This window comes from Buttiauxella cochleicola (assembly GCF_021282435.1).
Taxonomy (GTDB): domain Bacteria; phylum Pseudomonadota; class Gammaproteobacteria; order Enterobacterales; family Enterobacteriaceae; genus Buttiauxella; species Buttiauxella massiliensis.
On sequence record NZ_JAJSOT010000001.1, the window covers coordinates 564,088 to 577,865 of the forward strand.

Below are 13,778 nucleotides of genomic sequence, written 5' to 3' on the forward strand. Positions count from 1 at the left end.
GTTACATCGCCAAAACTGGCTTGCAACGTCGCCCTGAAACAGCAAATTCCCGTAATGCATCGCGCCACTTCGCCAATGCAAATAGCTTAACATCGGGTAACTGGCTGTTCGCAAGTAGCGGCCAAAGCTCGACGAACCACTGCTGCCATTCTCTTGAGTCAGTCACAGCCAGGGTATCGCGCAGATGAAATCTCTGAGGTCTTGTTACGTAACTTTTGGCTTGATAGGGTTCACCACTCAACAGGCCGTAGGAAACAAAATCTGCTTCGGCCTGAAGATGAGATAGCAGCAAAGTCGCAAGGCTCCCGCCCACCGCATCGAAAACCACATCGGCCTGCTGTGCAGTAATCCGCAGCGCTTCATGATCATCCATGATAAGCGGCCTAATGCCGTCCTGAAGCAACATAGCTTTTTGATCTTCTTTACGGCACACACCAACAACTTCTGTCGCGCCCTGAATAGTGGCCCACTGAGCAAGCAATACCGCGCAGGAGGAGTTTGCCGCGGTTAGTAACACGCGCCTCCCTCGCACCGGCCATTGTTTAAGCATCATGAATGCCGCAAGCGGGTTGATATATCCTCGGGCAGCCAATAGATCGGGAATGTTATCAGGGACAGGTACAGCCCATTGCTGTGGGCAATCAACCCATTGCTGCCAGGTACCGTCACCGCGTAACGGTAAAACGCGTTTACCAATCCACTCGGGATTATCCGCATCGATAACTACACCAACACCTTCGTAGCCCACTATTCGCGGCGGCATCACACGATGACGATAAGCACCAGTTATCGGGATAAGGTCTGAAGGATTGACTGGGGCATAACGCATTTGTACGCGCAACATTGCGCAAGGACGCGGAGTAAGTTCTGCCTGCTCAAGAGTAATGACGTGTTCTGGTTGGCCAAATTGCCGGAACCAGAGTGCAGAATTGTGCATAAAAAAAGTGCCTCAAAGCAAAGCCTGGAGGCACTATATCAAGGTTTTCTACCGGTTTGGCACTTAGCAGTAACGAGCTACTGCGGCACGCATACCCTGAGTCAGAATAACCTGCAAATCTTCGCTAACTTTAGCAACCATACCTGGAACCTGAGTCAAATCCTGGCCCCAATGATCGCTATCGCACAGTACCGCTTCAACCAACTGCTGCTCGGTGATCTGTTTGTCGCCAAGTGAAGTCCACAGTTGCTGATAACGCACCAACCAATGCTCGTCATCCTGTAACGGATAGCTTTCGTTGTTACGCTCGCCTTTGTAGAAGGCAATCAGTGCTGCCAGTGCGAAAGTCAGACGCGCAGGTAGAGTACCGTTAGCCTGCTGGCCTGCCAGCAATTGCGGCAGAATACGGGTACGGAACTTGGTCATGCCGTTCAGCGCGATAGACAGCAGTTGGTGCTGAATATACGGGTTCTGGAAACGGCTGGTCACAGCTTGTGCGAATGACTGTAATTCGTCACGTGGCAGATCCAATACCGGGATGATTTCTTCAGCGATGGTCTTTTCTACGAAGCCACAAACTTCGGCATCGTTCATAGACTCACCAACGGTGTTCAAACCAGCCAGATAAGCAACCGGAACTAACGCAGTGTGAGCACCGTTCAGGATCGCAACCTTACGTTCTTTATAAGGTTTGATGTCATCAACGATCAGCACGTTCAGCGGATATTTATCCAGACGCAGCTCTTGCGCCAGTGACGCAGGCCCCTGAATAACAAACAGGTAGAAGTGCTCAGCAGCAGCCAGGAAGCTATCTTTGTAGCCCAAAGATTTTTCAATATCGGCAGCTTCGTCACGTGGATAACCCGTAACGATACGGTCCACCAGCGTAGAACAGAATGTGTTAGCGTCGTTCAGCCATTGGGTGAATGCTGCAGGCAGTTCCCACTCTTGTGCATAACGCAGAACCAGTTCTTGCAGTGCGTCACCATTGTAGTCGATCAATTCGCAAGGAATGATAACCCAACCTTTATCCGCAGCACCGTTGAAGTGAGTAAAGCGCTCGAACAGCAAACGGGTCAGTTTAGCCGGGTAGCTTACCGCTGGCGCATCTTCAAACTTATCGCCTGCATGGTAGCTAATACCCGCTTCGGTGGTGTTAGAGAACACGAAACGCATGTCTGGGTTATGTGCCAGTTTCAGGTACGTTTCATATTCTTGATAGACGTTGATTTCACGGGTAACGGAGCGAATCAGACGCGAGTCACTTACCGCTTCGCCCTGCTCGTTCAGACCACGGATAACCGTAGTATATAGCCCATCCTGGGTAGATAACGACGGCGGGAATGCGCTGTCGATAGGACGTACGATAACAACGCCCGCGTCTAAATCCGTGTGTTCATTAAGAAGATCGACTTGCCAGTCGATGAAAGCACGCAGGAAGTTGCCTTCACCAAACTGGATAATACGTTCAGGGTATTGGGCGCCAGGGAAGTCTTGACGATTAAGTGTTTTCACTATGTTGTTCCTTGGTGTGTACAGGATGAGCGACCATAAAAATCCTGTCCAAATTACCAGAACTCAACGAAGTGAAACCCCGTTTTGATCAAGTTAGAGTTGTTATACCAATTATTTTTACACCCATTTTTGGTAGAACAACTCTCTATCTGCGACTAACTATTGATAGCCAGTTCTTTGTAGGTGGCGGTGCTTGTTTGATTGCGGCCATTACGCTTGGATAAATAGAGGTATTTATCAGCCTCCGCCAACAGCGAGTTAAACACATCAAGCAGCGGCTCATTTTTAGGTATTGCAACAGCAAGGCCAATACTGACGGTAATAAACAATGTTTGTTGCTGATAACGAAACGCTGTGAGTTCTATGCTCTGGCGAATTTTCTCCGCAATCTTATACCCCTCATCTTCGGAATTGGTGCTACAAGCCACCACAAACTCCTCACCGCCCAGACGTGCCACCAGCCCTTCATCACCCACCGCCTTTCTTAATTGCCCGGCAAAAGCGCTTAACACGACATCACCACATTCATGACCATAGTTGTCATTGATACGTTTGAAATAATCGATATCCAGCAGCATCACAGACAAGTTTTGCCCAGGTTTATGCATTAACGGCGCGGTAATTTTCAGTGCTTCATAAAGGCCTGAACGAGAATGCACACCTGTAAGATAGTCATAATCGGCACGCAGCGAGGTCTGTTTAATCAGGCGGTTAATGGCATCTACGCTGACCGACACGATCAGCGGGCAAATCGCCATAGTGGCAATCCCCAGACGTGCAGAGAACATCTCATTTACCACCAGCGGATGGCTATCGTGAATCACCACTATTGAGTTGGCGACCAGAACAATCTCGATAGCGCCGGTTAAAAACGTAACCAACGCGGTCATCGGCAATGGGTAGCGGATTGCACACCAGATAAGGGCTGGCAACGGGAACGCCAGACTCCCTGCACCACCAATTACCACTGAGGCAATCACCGAAATGATAACGCTCAGCAATGGGTACAGTTTCGAAAAATGAAAAGCGGGCATCTTGCCCCACTGCGGCCATTTAGCCATAAGCAAAAATGGCATCATCAGGACGCCGGTAGAGAATTGCTCACTAAACCAATCAGCATACAGCGGGACTAACTGGCGATAGTCTGAAGAAGGGCCAAGGGAGCCCAAAGATCCTAATAAAGAGCTGAGCACCGAACCAATAAGGCAAAAATAGAAAAGTTTAAAGGCATTAATTGCCCAATTATTTTCATCTTCATCCCGGGAATAACGGAGTAATAGCAGGGCTACAATGATAATAAACACCATATTGGAGAGATTTATTATCGCTGATTGCCAACCCCAATGCGTGGTAAAGGCGTCGTAGACCACCATCGCGCTATAACAGAGGAAATAATATACAGGGCGATTCAGGAACGGGTTGCGCACAAACACGGCAGCCAGCACTGCATTCAGCGGCCAGAAGAGAGACAGCTCATCAATCAGGCGAAGTGAAGCCCCAAAGAAGTAAAACAATGTAGTAATAACAAATATATTGATGGCGTTAGCCAGCCGTTTTTCAGGCGAAAAGATCATAAATTTATTGTGATTAGACATGCTGTATTAACTCATAATTATGCATGCACTGCTTAATAAAATAATACAACGAGATGAGTGCAAAAAATAAATTTTAGCTTAGCATATTTTATCTGGTACAACCTGTTACCAACGAGATAAATCTTATAAGCCTGATCCATCAGGCTCTAATATGCATAGTTTACAAAAGTCTTAGAAGATTGAGCGACCAATTCGCTGCGCCAGAATCTCAAGCGCTGCCGTTCCCGCAAGCGAGTTCCCCGAAGCATCCAATTCCGGGCACCAGACAGCAATCGACATCTCGTGGGGCACAACGGCAATGATTCCCCCGCCGACACCCGACTTACCAGGCATCCCGACACGATAGGCGAACTCACCGGCACCATCATACATTCCGCTGGTGACCATCAATGCATTAATCTGCCGCGCTTGTTGAGCCGTAATAACGGGATCATCAAGATGCAATGCGCGCCCCTGGTTTGCCAAAAACAGGAAGGTTTTTGCCAATTCAGTACAGCTCATTTTCAACGCGCAGTAGTGGAAGTAATTTTGCAGAACGGTAATCACGTCGTTATCGAAATTGCCGAATGATTTCATAAGCCAGGCAATCGCCGCATTACGGGCCGAATGTTCAAACTCAGATTTCGCTACGCGTGAGTCATAAGCCAGGTCAGGTTGCTCCGCAAGCACACGCACCACTTCCAGCATACGTTGCCTCGGCGCACTCAAACGAGTTTGCAACATATCGCATACCACTAACGCGCCGGCATTAATAAACGGATTACGGGGTTTACCTTGTTCAAGCTCCAACTGGAGTAAGGAATTGAATGGTTGCCCTGATGGCTCTTTACCCACGCGTTGCCAGATTTCGTGCTCGTCATAGCGCGCCATTGCCAACGCCAGACTCAGTACTTTAGAGATCGACTGAATGGAGAAGCGCTCAGTTGCATCCCCTGCGCTAAATACCTCACCTTCTACGGTGCAAACAGCAATACCTAGCTTATCTCCTGGAATTTCCGCCAGTGCAGGAATGTAATCCGCCACTTTACCGCGACCAATTAATGGCCGTACCTGTGTGAGAATATCTTCCAGCAATTGATTATCTAACAGACCTGGCACTGCAAACTCCTGATTGGCGGGTATTTTACGCCCGCCATTATATCAGACCACCGCCACGTCAGGCAGATGAAAACGCGCAACAGCGCTTTCCAGCCGATGCGTTTCAAGTGAAAACAACTCAACTGCGCAGAAATACTTTCCCAATCAAATAAGTTGCAGCTTTACCCGCTATAAGTACTCTGTCGCCAACGAGTTGACAGCGCAAATCACCACCACGACTGGAAACCTGACGAGCCAACATCTGTGTTTTGCCTAACCGTTGCGCCCAATAAGGAATCAACATGGTGTGAGTTGACCCGGTAACCGGATCTTCGGTAATTGCCGCAGCAGGTGAGAAGAAACGGCTGACAAAATCGTAACCTTCAATTTCGGCAGGTGCCGTGATGCAGACCTTTTGGTTGAGCTTGAGCATCAATTGAATATCAGGATTTACCGCTTCAACCTGCCGTTGATTCTCGAGCAGAACGGTATAAGTGCGCCCAAGCCTGACTTCCTGGTAATCACTAATCCCCAGACAATCGAGCAGTAATTGTGGCGGCTCAACAGGCTCGCTGCTGGTTGCCGGGAAATCCAGCGTTAACCAGTCACCATTGCGGGTAACCGTCAGTGGGCCAACGAAACGGGTAGTAAAGTGGATTGAGGCCTCAGGGTAATTGAGATACTCAAAAATCACATGCGCCGTAGCAAGCGTTGCGTGGCCACAGAGATTAATTTCCCCCTGCGTGGTGAACCAGCGCAATTCAAAGCCATCATCTGTAGTAATAAAAAAAGCTGTTTCTGACTGGTTATGCTGGCGAGCCATTGCCAGCAGGGTTTCATCAGGCAGCCAATCCGTAAGTGGACACACCGCCGCTGCGTTGCCACCAAAAGTGGTATCGGTAAAGGCATCTACCATATAAAAATCAATTTGCTGCATCGCGTTTTCTCCACCACCTATCCCAGTTACATACCATGCCATGAGAGGCAGGATTAACAGCACAATTAAATGAGACTTAAATCACAAAATGGGTTGTATGGCTGGATCGATGGTTTTATGATCACCGCCTCTCCTAACAGTTCATTTATCAGCGCGAAACCAATCTATGACAATAAGTAATGTCTCACGCAAAACGGCATGGTTACGCGTCGTAACACTCGCGGTTGCGGCCTTCATTTTTAATACCACCGAATTTGTTCCCGTCGGTTTGCTTTCCGATATCGCCAGTAGTTTTGGTATGCAAACTGCAGAAGTCGGGATCATGCTGACTATCTACGCATGGGTCGTTGCGCTGATGTCCCTGCCATTTATGTTATTGACCAGCCAGGTTGAGCGTAAACGACTGCTGATTGGCATCTTTACCTTGTTTATCGCAAGCCATGTGCTCTCTTTCGTGGCCTGGAACTTCACCGTGCTGGTAATAAGCCGCATTGGTATCGCGTTTGCTCACGCTATTTTCTGGTCGATAACCGCATCTCTGGCCATTCGTATGGCACCTGCGGGTAAAAAAGCTCAGGCGCTGAGCTTGATTGCAACCGGCACTGCGCTGGCGATGGTTTTAGGTTTGCCGCTTGGGCGCGTAGTCGGCCAGTATTTCGGCTGGCGCACCACCTTCTTCGCCATCGGCGTGATAGCCGCTCTGACGCTATTTTGTGTTATCAAGCTGCTGCCTAAATTACCAAGCGAACATTCTGGCTCACTGAAAAGTTTGCCACTGCTGTTCAAACGTCCGGCGTTAATGAGTCTGTATGTTCTGGTAGCAGTAGTCGTAACCGCGCATTACACCGCCTATAGCTACATCGAGCCATTTGTACAAACCGTGGCAGGCCTTAGCGCCAACGTAGCCACCTTCCTGTTGCTGGTTCTTGGTGGTGCCGGGATTATTGGTAGCGTGATGTTTGGAAAGTTGGGCAACCGCCATTCATCTATGCTGGTTAGCGGCTCAATCGGCTTGTTAGTTCTTTGCCTTGCATTGCTCTTGCCCGCGGCACAAAGCACAGTGAACCTGACTATATTAAGCCTGTTCTGGGGCATCGCTATTATGATTATTACGCTGGGTATGCAGGTAAAAGTACTCGCGCTGGCCCCGGATGCAACAGACGTCTCAATGGCGCTTTTCTCAGGGATTTTTAATCTTGGGATTGGTGCGGGCGCGTTGGTTGGAAACCAGGTCAGCCTGCATTTTGATATGTCGAGTATCGGGTTGGTCGGTGCGGTTCCAGCCCTGGCAGCGCTTATCTGGTCGGTGTTGATATTCCGTCGCTGGCCCGTATCGCTTGAAGAGCAACAAAGCCACTAAGTGAGTTAAGGGCTACGGTCTGATACCGCGGCCCTTATCAAACTTACTTCGCTGGGAAGTGGGTAATAATTTCCAGCACACCGTTAATAATAAATTGCACACCCATACAAACTAGCAAGAAGCCCATCAGACGGGAAATTGCCTCAATACCGCTTTTGCCGACCAGACGCATAATCGCGCCAGAGCTGCGCAAACTACCCCATAAGATCACGCCCACCAGCGCAAAGATTATCGGTGGCGCCACCAACACAACCCAATTAGAGAAATTGACGCCGTGTTCAATCGTTGACGATGAACTGATAATCATCGCAATGGTACCAGGGCCCGCAGTGCTTGGCATCGCAAGCGGCACAAACGCGATATTGGTATCCGGCTCTTGTTCCAGTTCCTCAGCCTTGGTGTGCGCCTCGGGGGACTCATGTGCCTTTTGTTGCGGGAATAGCATCCTGAAGCCGATAAACGCAACAATCAAACCACCCGCAATACGCAGACCCGGTATCGAAATACCGAACGTATTCATCACAACTTGCCCAGCGTAATACGCAACCATCATGATGATGAAGACGTTGACTGACGCCATCAACGCGGTTTTATCACGCGCTTTTTTGTTCATATCTCCGGCAAGCCCGAGGAACAATGCCACTGTGGTCAATGGGTTAGCCAGCGGCAGTAGCACCACTAACCCAAACCCTATGGCCTTAACCAATTCCATCATCTTTAGTCCTTAATTAAGGTGATTTACTGCGCCGCTGAGTATAGCAGCCAACCTTCTGCGTTTACGTTATCGGATTTGTATCAATGTTAAAAACTGTACCGTTTTAGCTATTCGTGTCATCGCAGAATCATCACGTTGACTTATGGTTGCCTGAGCAATAATATCTGCCGTGATTAAATATACTTGCCTGGGCAATCATAGTGAAAAGCACCAACGATCTGTTTAATGAAGTCATTCCTTTGGGACGCCTTATCCATATGGTTAACCAGCATAAGGACCGCCTGCTAAACGATCACCTTTCCCCTCTCGATATCACCGCTACGCAATTTAAGGTGCTTTGCAGCATTTATTGCGAAGGGTGTTTGCAACCGGTGGAATTGAAGAAAGCGTTGTCGGTAGACCTCGGTGCGCTCACGCGCATGTTAGATCGCCTACTATCCAAAGGATGGATTGAACGCTTGCCCAACCCAAACGACAAACGCGGTGTGCTGGTACGACTGACTCCAGAAGGGAAAACGTTGTGCGAAAAATGCCATCAGCTTGTAGGGCAAAACCTGCATCAAGAGCTAACTAAAAACCTGACAGATGACGAAGTGAACACACTTTATCAACTGCTGACAAAAGTATTACCGTAAAACCTGAAAAGAGGTGAAACGATGTCCAGACGGAACAATGATGCCATAACAATTCAAAGCATTTTGGACTGGATAGAAGAGAATCTGGAAAACCCTCTGTCACTTGAGAAGGTTTCACAGCGTTCTGGCTACTCGAAGTGGCACCTGCAAAGGATGTTTAAAAAAGAGACTGGTCATTCATTAGGCCAATACATCCGCAATCGCAAATTGACCGAGATCGCCCTCATGCTTAAAGAGAGCAACGAGCCGATTCTCTATTTAGCAGAGCGTTATGGGTTTGAGTCACAACAGACACTCACCCGCACGTTCAAGAATTACTTCTCTGTGCCACCTCACAGATACCGCGTTGCGTGTTCAGGTGGCGAAGGAAAGTTTATTCACCCGCTAAATCATTAAAAAATTAACAAACGCTATGCAACCGTCTGGTTAAAACAGACACCGAGGATTTATGAAACGTTTTATCGGCGCTGTAAGCCTGGTACTGATTCTGGCTTCCGCTAACGCTCTGGCGGAGCAGCCCGGCAGTTTTAACGCCACCCAAAGCAATCACGGCGGGATGATTCTCCCTCCTTCTGACAACAATACCAATTGCAGTTCCCGCGATACGATTGGTGATAAATCAGAGTTGTTGGGTACGCCTTACTACCACGAAAGTACGCGCTAATTTCCGCATCTGGCGGGCGCACTTATGTTAGCCCGCCAGATGAAATTAACTGACTATCGCCCGTCTAATCCGCAAGCCAAAGACGTTAATATACAAGCCCCCCATAATCAGTAACGCCCCTGCCAACTGCGTGAACGACAGTGTTTCATCCAGTAACCACGCGGCACTCGCCATCCCCACCACTGGCACCAGCAACGACAATGGCGCAACTCGCCAGGTTTCATAGCGACCCAACAAACTTCCCCAAATGCCGTAACCAACAATCGTCGCCACGAAGGCCAGATATACCAGCGACAAAATCGTCGTCATATCAATGGCAATAAGGCTTTGCCACATCACGTTTGGGCCATCCAGCAGGTAACTGGCGGCAAAGAAGGGCAGCACCGGGATTAATGCGCTCCACACCACCAAAGACATAATCGGTGGACGAGACTCAAGTTGCATGATTTTTTTATTAAAGATATTCCCACATGCCCAACTAAGCGCCGCTGCCAACGTCAACATAAAACCGAGCAAGGCAACATGCTGCCCACCGAGACTGCCCTCAATCAACACCAGCACCCCGATCACCGCAAGCGTTATTCCCGCCAGCTGTTTACCTTGCAGGCGTTCCTGAAACACAAACGCACCAAGGATAATGGTGAAAAATGCCTGCGCCTGAAGTACCAGTGAAGCCAGTCCGGCGGGCATACCAAACTTGATTGCGCTAAACAGAAATGCAAACTGCCCAAAACTGATAGTCAGCCCGTAAGCGGCAAGCAGACGAAAGGGAATTTTAGGGCGCGCGACAAACAGCAATGCGGGAAAGGCAACCAGCAGAAAGCGCAGACCAGCCAGTAACAGCGGCGGCATATTATGTAGTCCCATTTTAATGACTACAAAATTAAGTCCCCACACTACAACTACCAGCATCGCCAGTAGCCCATCTTTACGCGTCATACCTTGCCCTCGGTTTATTGCAATTTTGTTAAAATTTAAGGCTATATCCAATCTGAAAACAGATACAGATCGCACTTTTAAGCATAAGCACAGAAAGCATTCCATGATAAACGCCATCTATACTTTGCCGATTCTTCATGCTAAATCTGAAATACATCTTCGTGAACATACTAAAAACACACAACAAAATGGTTTCTTTAGCAGCTCGTTTTTCTGGTAAGCAACTCTCCATCAGCGTTTTACTGCTCTCTTCGCTACTACTCACCGTAGGGCGTGGTCTGACACTGCCATTTATGACCATTTATCTATCCCGGCAGTACGGTATGCCGTTAAGCGAAATTGGTATGGCGTTGACCATCGCGCTTACGGCGGGTGTGGTGTTTAGCCTATGGTTTGGCATTCTCGCGGATAAATTCGACAAGAAAATATACATGCTGTTGTCGATAGTGATTTTCCTCGGCGGCTTTATCGCTATTCCGCTGGTGAATAGCGCCGTTCTGGTGGTGGTGTTCTATTCACTCATAAACTGCGCGTATTCAGTATTTGCTACGGTGCTGAAAGGGTACTTTTCTGACACGTTAGAAATTCACCAAAAGCCGAAAATCTTCTCGCTTAATTACACCTGCGCCAATATCGGCTGGACGGTTGGCCCACCAATCGGCACCCTGGCGGTGCTCTACAGCACCAACCTGCCATTCTGGCTCTCAGGTCTAACCGCAATAATCCCGTTTATCGTGATTAGCCGCTATGTGCATAGCGTGCCGGTTGCCCCTTCGCGTTCTACCGATGGGGCGGTACTTTCCCCGCGGCAGATGCTTAAAGACAAGGCATTGATGTATTTCACCTTGTCCGCATTTCTTGGTTCGCTGGTGTTTGGCTCTTTTGCTGCATGTTTATCTCAATACGCGATTGCGATCTCTGATTCAGATTTGGCACAAAAAGTGGTGGGTGTGGTACTGCCGGTGAATGCTTTTGTGGTGGTAGTTTTCCAGTATATGGTCGGCAAACGCATTCGCCCGGACAACATCAAAAAATTGATGGGCTACGGTACGCTGTTTTTCATAGTGGGTCTGGCAGGTTTTATGATCTCAGGCGATAACCTGCTGTTATGGGGAGTCTCTGCGGCAGTGTTTACACTCGGTGAGCTGATATTTGCGCCAGGTGAATACATGCTGGTTGATAACATTGCACCTGAAGGACTTAAAGCGAGTTATTTCTCGGCGCAGCAGTTGGGTTGGTTAGGCGGTGCATGTACCCCGCTGTTCACCGGCTTGATGCTGACCTGGTTCCCACCATCGATGTTATTCGTAGCATTGATGGTGGCGATTGCACTGGCCTATCTGATGATTGTGAAAGGAATGGCGGTGAAACCGCAGTTGGCTCTCAATTAAATGGTGGATGTCGCTTCGCGAATCCACCCGAAATAACTGACTACAAATTCTTGCGATACTGAATAAACCCAGGCTTATCCGCCAACTTGTCGTATAACGCCTGGCCTGCCGCATTGGTTTCATGGGTATGCCAATACACTCGCCCGCAACCTTTTGATTGCGCATGCTGATAAACACCTTCAATCAGTGCCCGGCCAACCCCTTTGCCACGCGAATCAGGTGCGGTAAACAGATCTTCAAGATAGCAATGATCCTCGGCCGACCAGGTGCCACGGTGATAAACCATATGCACAATACCAACCATTTTACCCTGCTCATCAAATGCGCCGAGCGCATACATCGGCTCGGCGACATCAAGCATTCGCTGCCATGTCAATTGAGTGACAGCGTCACTAATTTGCGAGTTGTAAAAAGTTAGATACCCCTGCCATAACGCAGCCCACTGTGTGTAATCGCTTTGAACCAGAGCGCGCACCTGAACCGCATGTCTGGCCTGGATTGGACGATTGCTCATCAGACTTGCACGGATCTGGGCCAGCCCCTGCTTCTGCACGCCGCCAGCCATATTTTCAAAACTCAGCCACCCTTCAAAAGCCTGCTGAATTTGCGGCCATTCGCTATCGAGAATTGAAAACCACGCAGTATCTCGAGTTCGATGTTTATAAACGATCGCCTGGCGGAACAGCCCTTCATAACGGAAACCAAGGCGAATAGCCGCATGGCGCGATGGGCCATTCAGGCTGTCACACTTCCACTCATAACGACGATAACCCAGCTCAAAGGCGTACTTCATTAACAGGTAATGAGCTTCGGTTGCCTGAACGGTGCGCTGTAATAATGGGGAGTACATAACGAAACCGACTTCTATCACACCATTTGCCGGGTCGATGCGCATTAGAGACAGAGTGCCCAGCGCATCGCCGCTTTGGGTATCAACCACTGCGTAATGCATGGGATCGTGGCTTTGCGTCGCGCTCTCTATGAAATCGGCAAATTGCTGAAGGCCCACAAAGGGACCAACACTCAAATATGTCCAGCCGCTGTTGTCTTTTGCCGTATTCCACGCAGCCCAAAGTGAAGCGGTATGAGAAGGTGCCAGCGGTTCAAGGCGGCTATAACGCCCTTCCAGCACTACACGCTGTGGTCGCGGGCAAGGCTGCCAATCCGGAAGTGCATGGCCAATCGGTTGTTGATGTTCATTTAGAGTCAATTCAGGCCTCCACGGGCGCAATAACGATAAGTTACCTGAATATAAACAAGTTATGGCATAACAAACAGAGCCATAATTTTTGTGGTAAACCAGACCATAATATCTAAATTGCCACCAGCCCCCTGACCCCATCGGTTTCCATATCGGTACCCTTGCCACGCTGGATAATCGAACCGCGCGACATCACCAAATAGTTATCGGCAAGCTGTGCGGCAAAATCATAAAACTGTTCCACCAGCAAAATAGCCATATCACCTTTAGCGGCAAGGCTGCCAATAACCTGACCGATCTCCTTAATTACCGATGGCTGAATCCCCTCTGTTGGTTCGTCCAGAATCAATAATTGTGGTTTACATGCCAGCGCACGACCTATTGCCAGCTGCTGCTGCTGGCCACCAGAGAGATCGCCACCGCGCCGTTGTTTCATCTCTTTAAGCACAGGGAAAAGCTGGTAAATTTCTTCAGGTACCTGCTTTGCATCTCGCCCTGCAAAGCGTGAAAGCCCCATCAGCAGGTTTTCCTCCACCGTCAGACGCGGGAATATTTCGCGCCCTTGCGGCACATAGGCAATTCCCGCCTGCACACGCTGGTGTGGTTTACGGCTGGTGATGTTGCTCTGCTGCCAATTTACGCTGCCTGATTTTGCCGGGATCAGCCCCATCAGGCATTTCAATAGCGTACTTTTTCCCACGCCATTGCGCCCCAGCAGGCAGGTGACTTCGCCGATTTTGGCCTCAAAGGAGACACCACGCAGAATATGGCTGCCGCCATAGTATTGGTTTAGATCGTTGACCTGTAACATT

General features: G+C 49.1%; 14 protein-coding genes. 5 read left to right on the top strand and 9 right to left on the bottom strand.

Annotation, left to right across the window (positions count from 1 at the left end; all coding sequences use genetic code 11):
* Position 1: 1 nt before the first annotated feature.
* The 5 genes from LVQ77_RS02600 to LVQ77_RS02620 form a co-directional block, all read right to left on the bottom strand.
* Positions 2 to 937, bottom strand: coding sequence for a zinc-dependent alcohol dehydrogenase family protein (locus LVQ77_RS02600; RefSeq protein ID WP_232903577.1), 936 nt, complete (start codon positions 935 to 937; stop codon positions 2 to 4).
* 63 nt (positions 938 to 1,000) lie between these two features.
* Entirely contained in the window at positions 1,001 to 2,452 is a 1,452-nt protein-coding gene (locus LVQ77_RS02605; protein ID WP_232903578.1) for a tagaturonate reductase, read from the bottom strand.
* A gap of 155 nt (positions 2,453 to 2,607) precedes the next feature.
* Positions 2,608 to 4,047, bottom strand: coding sequence for a GGDEF domain-containing protein (locus LVQ77_RS02610; RefSeq protein ID WP_232903579.1), 1,440 nt, complete (start codon positions 4,045 to 4,047; stop codon positions 2,608 to 2,610).
* A gap of 171 nt (positions 4,048 to 4,218) precedes the next feature.
* Positions 4,219 to 5,145 (bottom strand): glutaminase B, encoded by a 927-nt coding sequence (gene glsB, locus LVQ77_RS02615; RefSeq protein ID WP_232865829.1) that lies wholly within the window; start codon positions 5,143 to 5,145, stop codon positions 4,219 to 4,221.
* A 118-nt stretch (positions 5,146 to 5,263) separates the two neighbouring features.
* A complete protein-coding gene (locus tag LVQ77_RS02620) occupies positions 5,264 to 6,061 on the bottom strand; it encodes a PhzF family phenazine biosynthesis protein (protein WP_232903580.1) in 798 nt (265 codons plus the stop codon).
* A 166-nt stretch (positions 6,062 to 6,227) separates the two neighbouring features.
* On the opposite strand from LVQ77_RS02620, the gene LVQ77_RS02625 reads away from it, so the two are divergent.
* Positions 6,228 to 7,421, top strand: a complete 1,194-nt coding sequence (locus LVQ77_RS02625; RefSeq protein WP_064518830.1) for a sugar transporter — start codon at positions 6,228 to 6,230, stop codon at positions 7,419 to 7,421.
* Between the two features lie 43 nt (positions 7,422 to 7,464).
* Here LVQ77_RS02625 and LVQ77_RS02630 read toward each other — a convergent pair whose 3' ends face one another.
* Complete coding sequence (locus LVQ77_RS02630) at positions 7,465 to 8,136, bottom strand: MarC family NAAT transporter (protein WP_232865831.1); 672 nt, start codon at positions 8,134 to 8,136, stop codon at positions 7,465 to 7,467.
* A gap of 200 nt (positions 8,137 to 8,336) precedes the next feature.
* Between LVQ77_RS02630 and marR the strand changes: the two genes are divergently transcribed.
* Genes marR through marB form a run of 3 tightly spaced genes read left to right on the top strand, consistent with a single transcriptional unit; the run spans position 8,337 to position 9,435 of the window.
* Positions 8,337 to 8,771, top strand: a complete 435-nt coding sequence (marR, locus tag LVQ77_RS02635) for a multiple antibiotic resistance transcriptional regulator MarR (protein WP_064518793.1) — start codon at positions 8,337 to 8,339, stop codon at positions 8,769 to 8,771.
* Between the two features lie 21 nt (positions 8,772 to 8,792).
* Entirely contained in the window at positions 8,793 to 9,167 is a 375-nt protein-coding gene (marA, locus tag LVQ77_RS02640; protein ID WP_064518792.1) for an MDR efflux pump AcrAB transcriptional activator MarA, read from the top strand.
* 52 nt (positions 9,168 to 9,219) lie between these two features.
* Positions 9,220 to 9,435, top strand: a complete 216-nt coding sequence (marB, locus tag LVQ77_RS02645; RefSeq protein ID WP_034455622.1) for a multiple antibiotic resistance regulatory protein MarB — start codon at positions 9,220 to 9,222, stop codon at positions 9,433 to 9,435.
* Positions 9,436 to 9,480: 45 nt separating this feature from the next.
* On the opposite strand, the gene eamA is transcribed toward marB, so the two are convergent.
* Positions 9,481 to 10,374 (bottom strand): O-acetylserine/cysteine exporter, encoded by an 894-nt coding sequence (eamA, locus tag LVQ77_RS02650; protein WP_232865832.1) that lies wholly within the window; start codon positions 10,372 to 10,374, stop codon positions 9,481 to 9,483.
* Between the two features lie 188 nt (positions 10,375 to 10,562).
* Here eamA and ydeE point away from each other — a divergent pair, with 188 nt between their 5' ends.
* Positions 10,563 to 11,765: an efflux MFS transporter YdeE gene (gene ydeE, locus LVQ77_RS02655; RefSeq protein WP_232903933.1), complete on the top strand. Its 1,203-nt coding sequence runs from the start codon at positions 10,563 to 10,565 to the stop codon at positions 11,763 to 11,765.
* Positions 11,766 to 11,805: 40 nt separating this feature from the next.
* On the opposite strand, the gene LVQ77_RS02660 is transcribed toward ydeE, so the two are convergent.
* Both LVQ77_RS02660 and urtE read right to left on the bottom strand, forming a co-directional pair.
* A complete protein-coding gene (locus LVQ77_RS02660; RefSeq protein ID WP_232903581.1) occupies positions 11,806 to 12,975 on the bottom strand; it encodes a GNAT family N-acetyltransferase in 1,170 nt (389 codons plus the stop codon).
* 103 nt (positions 12,976 to 13,078) lie between these two features.
* Positions 13,079 to 13,777: an urea ABC transporter ATP-binding subunit UrtE gene (gene urtE / locus LVQ77_RS02665; protein ID WP_232903582.1), complete on the bottom strand. Its 699-nt coding sequence runs from the start codon at positions 13,775 to 13,777 to the stop codon at positions 13,079 to 13,081.
* Position 13,778: the final 1 nt, after the last annotated feature.

What these genes read in the sequence shown, in the direction of transcription:
- LVQ77_RS02625 (WP_064518830.1), top strand. Translation starts at nt 6,228, where the DNA reads ATGACAATAAGTAATGTCTCACGCAAAACGGCATGGTTACGCGTCGTA.
- LVQ77_RS02600 (WP_232903577.1), bottom strand. Translation starts at nt 937, where the DNA reads ATGCACAATTCTGCACTCTGGTTCCGGCAATTTGGCCAACCAGAACAC.
- marA (WP_064518792.1), top strand. Translation starts at nt 8,793, where the DNA reads ATGTCCAGACGGAACAATGATGCCATAACAATTCAAAGCATTTTGGAC.
- marB (WP_034455622.1), top strand. Translation starts at nt 9,220, where the DNA reads ATGAAACGTTTTATCGGCGCTGTAAGCCTGGTACTGATTCTGGCTTCC.
- eamA (WP_232865832.1), bottom strand. Translation starts at nt 10,374, where the DNA reads ATGACGCGTAAAGATGGGCTACTGGCGATGCTGGTAGTTGTAGTGTGG.
- LVQ77_RS02620 (WP_232903580.1), bottom strand. Translation starts at nt 6,061, where the DNA reads ATGCAGCAAATTGATTTTTATATGGTAGATGCCTTTACCGATACCACT.
- LVQ77_RS02610 (WP_232903579.1), bottom strand. Translation starts at nt 4,047, where the DNA reads ATGTCTAATCACAATAAATTTATGATCTTTTCGCCTGAAAAACGGCTG.
- LVQ77_RS02630 (WP_232865831.1), bottom strand. Translation starts at nt 8,136, where the DNA reads ATGATGGAATTGGTTAAGGCCATAGGGTTTGGGTTAGTGGTGCTACTG.
- urtE (WP_232903582.1), bottom strand. Translation starts at nt 13,777, where the DNA reads ATGTTACAGGTCAACGATCTAAACCAATACTATGGCGGCAGCCATATT.
- ydeE (WP_232903933.1), top strand. Translation starts at nt 10,563, where the DNA reads ATGGTTTCTTTAGCAGCTCGTTTTTCTGGTAAGCAACTCTCCATCAGC.